The sequence below is a fragment of the Limnospira sp. PMC 1279.21 genome (genome assembly GCF_032349615.1).
In the GTDB taxonomy this organism is placed as follows: domain Bacteria; phylum Cyanobacteriota; class Cyanobacteriia; order Cyanobacteriales; family Microcoleaceae; genus Limnospira; species Limnospira fusiformis.
This window is the reverse complement of the sequence record NZ_JARPLU010000116.1, coordinates 12,847-16,847: the sequence shown is the minus strand read 5'-3', so window position 1 is coordinate 16,847 and position 4,001 is coordinate 12,847. Positions and strand designations below refer to the sequence as shown.

The following is a 4,001-nucleotide window of genomic DNA, read 5'->3' as shown; positions in this document are numbered from 1 at the left end:
TTACCCGGTCGGTGACGGCGGGTTTATTAATATTGTCGTCGATAATTGAGAATTACACGGTCGGTGGGGGCGGGTTTATTAATATTGTCGTCGATAATTGAGAATTACCCGGTCGGTGGGGGCGGGTTTATTAATATTGTCGTCGATAATTCCGAATTGACAGCAGAACCCGCCCCTACAATTATTAATTATTAATTATTAATTATTAATTATTAATTATTAATTATCAATATCCCATTTTTCTGAAGATTCGGCGGCTTTTGGAGATAACGATCGCTCTAGATCATATAATCCAGTAGGTGGGGAAATCTTGGGTTTTTGAGGTGGGGGCTGTTTGTGACCCCGCCGCCGTTGGGAGGTCTGTTCTTCGCTGGTATTTTCAGTAATTACCTCATACAAAACCGCCCGTTTTCCGGTTTGGCTTCCCTTACGCAATACCCTTCCTAGACGTTGGATATATTCCCGCTCCGACCCAGTACCTGATAAAATAATTGCGATTTTGGCATCAGGAACATCAACCCCTTCATTCAGAACATGGGAAGCCACGAGGGTTCGATACTCTCCTTGGCGAAATTTATCCAGGATTTGATGACGTTCTTTCACAGGTGTTTGATGGGTGATAGCCGGGATTAAGAAATCTTGAGAAATTCGATAAACCGTAGTATTATCTACTGTAAAAATTAGGGTTCTTTCGGGGTGATTTTGGCTGATAATGTCGGCTAATATCCGTAACTTTCCATCAGTACAAAGGGCGATTTCTTTAGCTTGACGATGGGCTAACATCGCCCGACGACCAGAAGCCGATCGCGCACTGACCATCACAAATTGTTTCCAACCGTCTAAACTACCTAGGCGGATATTTTGGTTTTTGAGAAAATCGTTTCTAACTTTAATTAACTCTTGATAGCGATCGCGTTCAGGTTCCGACAGTTTAACTTTAATCTGCACAATATCATGCTCTGCTAAAGCCACCCCCGCTAATTGTTCCGGTGTGCGATGATAAACCGTAGGACCGATTAAATGGTTTAAATCACTGTGACGACCGTCAGACCTATCTGGGGTCGCGGTTAGTCCTAGACGATAGGGGGCGATCGCATATTCTGCAATGACTCGATAGAAGTCTGTGGGGAGGTGGTGACATTCATCAAACACCAATAAACCATAGCGATTTCCCAGGGTTTCCGCCTGCAAGGTGGCTGAGTCGTATGTGGCGACCAAAATTGATGTTTTATCCCGTGAACCGCCCCCCAACAGCCCAATATCCGCCTCTGGGAAAGCAGCTACTAGGTGGGCATACCACTGGTGCATTAAATCTAGGGTCGGCACCACCACTAGGGTACTACAGGCGATCGCTTCTATAGCCAATTGCGCCAGGTAGGTTTTTCCCGAAGCTGTCGGTAATACCACAACTCCCCTATTCCCGCCATTTTCCCAGGCGCTTAAAGCCTCTTGTTGATGCACATAAGGCGACATTTCTAGGCGGGAAACTAACTTTAAGGGATGGAAGATTTTGGCTTCGTCAAGAAAATCTACTTTTTCCTCTTGTAAACACTTGATCAGAAAAGGGTAAGAAATCGCAGGTACACGAAACTTCTCTACCCGATCATCCCAAACTGCGTAATCAATCCACCCTCTACCTCTGGGGGGAGGATGCAGGGTTAATGTGCCGCGTTCAAAGGTTAATTTAGGTAGGCGAGGCATGAATTATATAGGAAGTAGCTGCTTTGGTTGATTACCATTAACCTGATTCGGGTTATCTTTGAATATCGCGAAATTCACGACCAAAGGGTAATAAAGCCATAGGGATGAGTTTAAAGTGTTGTTTCGCAAAAGGAATCCCAATGATGGTAATTGCCAAAATTAAACCATGCAATAAATGGGATAAGGCGATTTCCCAGCCAAAAAATATTACCCAAACCACGTTAAAAATCATGGTTAACAGATTAGATGAATCCGGGGAAACTACGCTTTCTTTACCAAAAGGGGTCATGGTAGCAAACCCTAGTTTAATGGCTTGGATACCAAAGGGAATGCCGATAATGGTTAAGCAAATAGTGATACCACCAATAATGTAACCTAATCCAGATAAAAAACCTCCGAAAATTAACCAGATGATGTTTCCTAACAAAGTCATAGTTTCAGATTCCTAATTTCCATTTTATTGCCATCCTCTCAGTTGACAGTGAACTAGAGACAGATCCCACATATAATCATTGAGTTTATACTGAGTAGCTGCTTGGGTGATAAAATAACGCGATCGCTCCTGATCACCCGCCGCCTCATAATATAATCCCACATAAAGATGGGCGTAAAATCTACCCTGTTGTCCTAACCAGGTTCCCCTATTGAGCACTTCATCCGGGCTACAATTTCCCTGATATAGGCTGTAAACTTGTCCCATGATTGTCCGAGAATCACCTGAGACAGGCAATAAAGATATTCTAGCTGATTCTACCCCCTGTAATTTGGCCTGACAAAGATATCGCCATACTGTCTCCTCAACATCCTGGGAATTCACAGTCAGATCAATCTCAAACTGATCCGCACCGGCTTGGAACTGTTCCCCATAATAATAGGATAAACCACGCTGCCACAGGTATGGTTTAATCCGGGGGTCTAAGGCTTCGGCTTGGTCGAAGTCCTTAATTGATTCGGCAATTTGACCCAGTTTGAAGTAAACCATCCCCCGGCGAATGTAAGCATCCGGATCACCAGAGCGATCGCTGATTACCTCGTGCCAATGCTTGAGTTGATTTTCCAGTAAAATTTGACGATTCATTCCTACCCTAAAGCACCACTTTTATGGTTAATCCCCTAAACAGATTCCCATACTCCGAGCTGTCTTCACTAGAATATCATTAGTATCAACACCCTTATACTGAGCGATCGCCTCCGCAATGGGTACACTTTCCACATGACGGTTACGCCAAGTTACCATCTGGTCAAACTTGCCATCTGCAATTAAGTCTACTGCTGCTACCCCAAAAGCTGATCCGATTAAACGTTCCACAGAAGAAGGAGTTCCCCCCCTTTGAATATGACCTAAAACTGTCACTCTCGTTTCTGCACCACTAGCCTCGGAAATGCGATCGGCTAAATAATGACCAATACCACCCAGCCTAGATTGACCTAATTGATTAGTGGTCATCACGGTTTCTCCCGCACCAGTCCTAACCGCCTCAGCTACAATCACCAGACAGTAGTTTTTCCCCTGATGCTGCAAATCCTCAATTTTTTGACAAATACTATCCAGACTGTAGGGAATTTCGGGAATCAGAATTACATCCGCACCCCCCGCAATTCCCGCATGGAGAGCAATATGTCCCGCATCCCTTCCCATAACCTCTAAAATCATTACCCGGCTATGGCTGGCGGCGGTGAAGTGCAATCTATCTAAGGCTTCGGTCGCGATATTCACAGCGGTATCAAATCCGATTGATAGATCGGTGCTACCTACATCATTATCTATGGTTTTCGGTACACCAACTAGGTTCAGATTTCCCTGAACTGCTAAACGCCTTAAAATTGCGAGACTGCCATCCCCACCAATGCCAATCAGCGCATCTAATCCTAATTCATGATAACCGTCAATGATTTCTTGGGAGCGATCTTGCACACTACCATCGGCCATCGGAAAAGCAAAGGGATCTCCTTTATTCGTTGTCCCTAGAATTGTCCCCCCTGCTGTCAGAATTGGATCTACTTTTTCTATGGTTAACGGTGTCGCTGATGGCGGACGCAGCATTAACCCGTGGGTGGCTTGGCGTATCCCCATTACTTCCCAGCCATAAGTCCCCTGGGCTCGATATACCGCCGCCCTAATTACTGCATTTAATCCAGCACAGTCACCACCGCTGGTCAGAATCCCGATGCGCTTAGGTTTTGCCATACTTCTGATTATTCTGATATAGCCTCAAAACAGTTTATCAGTTATTTGCTTTCCCAATTTGATTTTTTAATCAAGTTGCGATCGCCCCCGGCTCAGGGGTTGACAGGGCTGC

Annotated in this window: 4 protein-coding genes; all 4 read right to left on the bottom strand. The window is 44.9% G+C overall.

Annotated elements, in window-relative coordinates; genetic code table 11:
• Window positions 1–219: 219 nt before the first annotated feature.
• Genes P5683_RS16720 through P5683_RS16705 form a run of 4 tightly spaced genes read right to left on the bottom strand, consistent with a single transcriptional unit; the run spans window position 220 to window position 3,889 of the window.
• A complete protein-coding gene (locus P5683_RS16720; RefSeq protein ID WP_315640489.1) occupies window positions 220–1,701 on the bottom strand; it encodes a DEAD/DEAH box helicase family protein in 1,482 nt (493 codons plus the stop codon).
• Window positions 1,702–1,753: 52 nt separating this feature from the next.
• Window positions 1,754–2,134: a YccF domain-containing protein gene (locus P5683_RS16715; protein ID WP_006625774.1), complete on the bottom strand. Its 381-nt coding sequence runs from the start codon at window positions 2,132–2,134 to the stop codon at window positions 1,754–1,756.
• Window positions 2,135–2,158: 24 nt separating this feature from the next.
• Entirely contained in the window at window positions 2,159–2,779 is a 621-nt protein-coding gene (locus tag P5683_RS16710) for a tetratricopeptide repeat protein (RefSeq protein ID WP_006625775.1), read from the bottom strand.
• A gap of 27 nt (window positions 2,780–2,806) precedes the next feature.
• Complete coding sequence (locus tag P5683_RS16705) at window positions 2,807–3,889, bottom strand: ATP-dependent 6-phosphofructokinase (RefSeq protein WP_006625776.1); 1,083 nt, start codon at window positions 3,887–3,889, stop codon at window positions 2,807–2,809.
• Window positions 3,890–4,001 lie beyond the last annotated feature (112 nt).

What these genes read in the sequence shown, in the direction of transcription:
- P5683_RS16710 (WP_006625775.1), bottom strand. Translation starts at nt 2,779, where the DNA reads ATGAATCGTCAAATTTTACTGGAAAATCAACTCAAGCATTGGCACGAG.
- P5683_RS16705 (WP_006625776.1), bottom strand. Translation starts at nt 3,889, where the DNA reads ATGGCAAAACCTAAGCGCATCGGGATTCTGACCAGCGGTGGTGACTGT.
- P5683_RS16715 (WP_006625774.1), bottom strand. Translation starts at nt 2,134, where the DNA reads ATGACTTTGTTAGGAAACATCATCTGGTTAATTTTCGGAGGTTTTTTA.
- P5683_RS16720 (WP_315640489.1), bottom strand. Translation starts at nt 1,701, where the DNA reads ATGCCTCGCCTACCTAAATTAACCTTTGAACGCGGCACATTAACCCTG.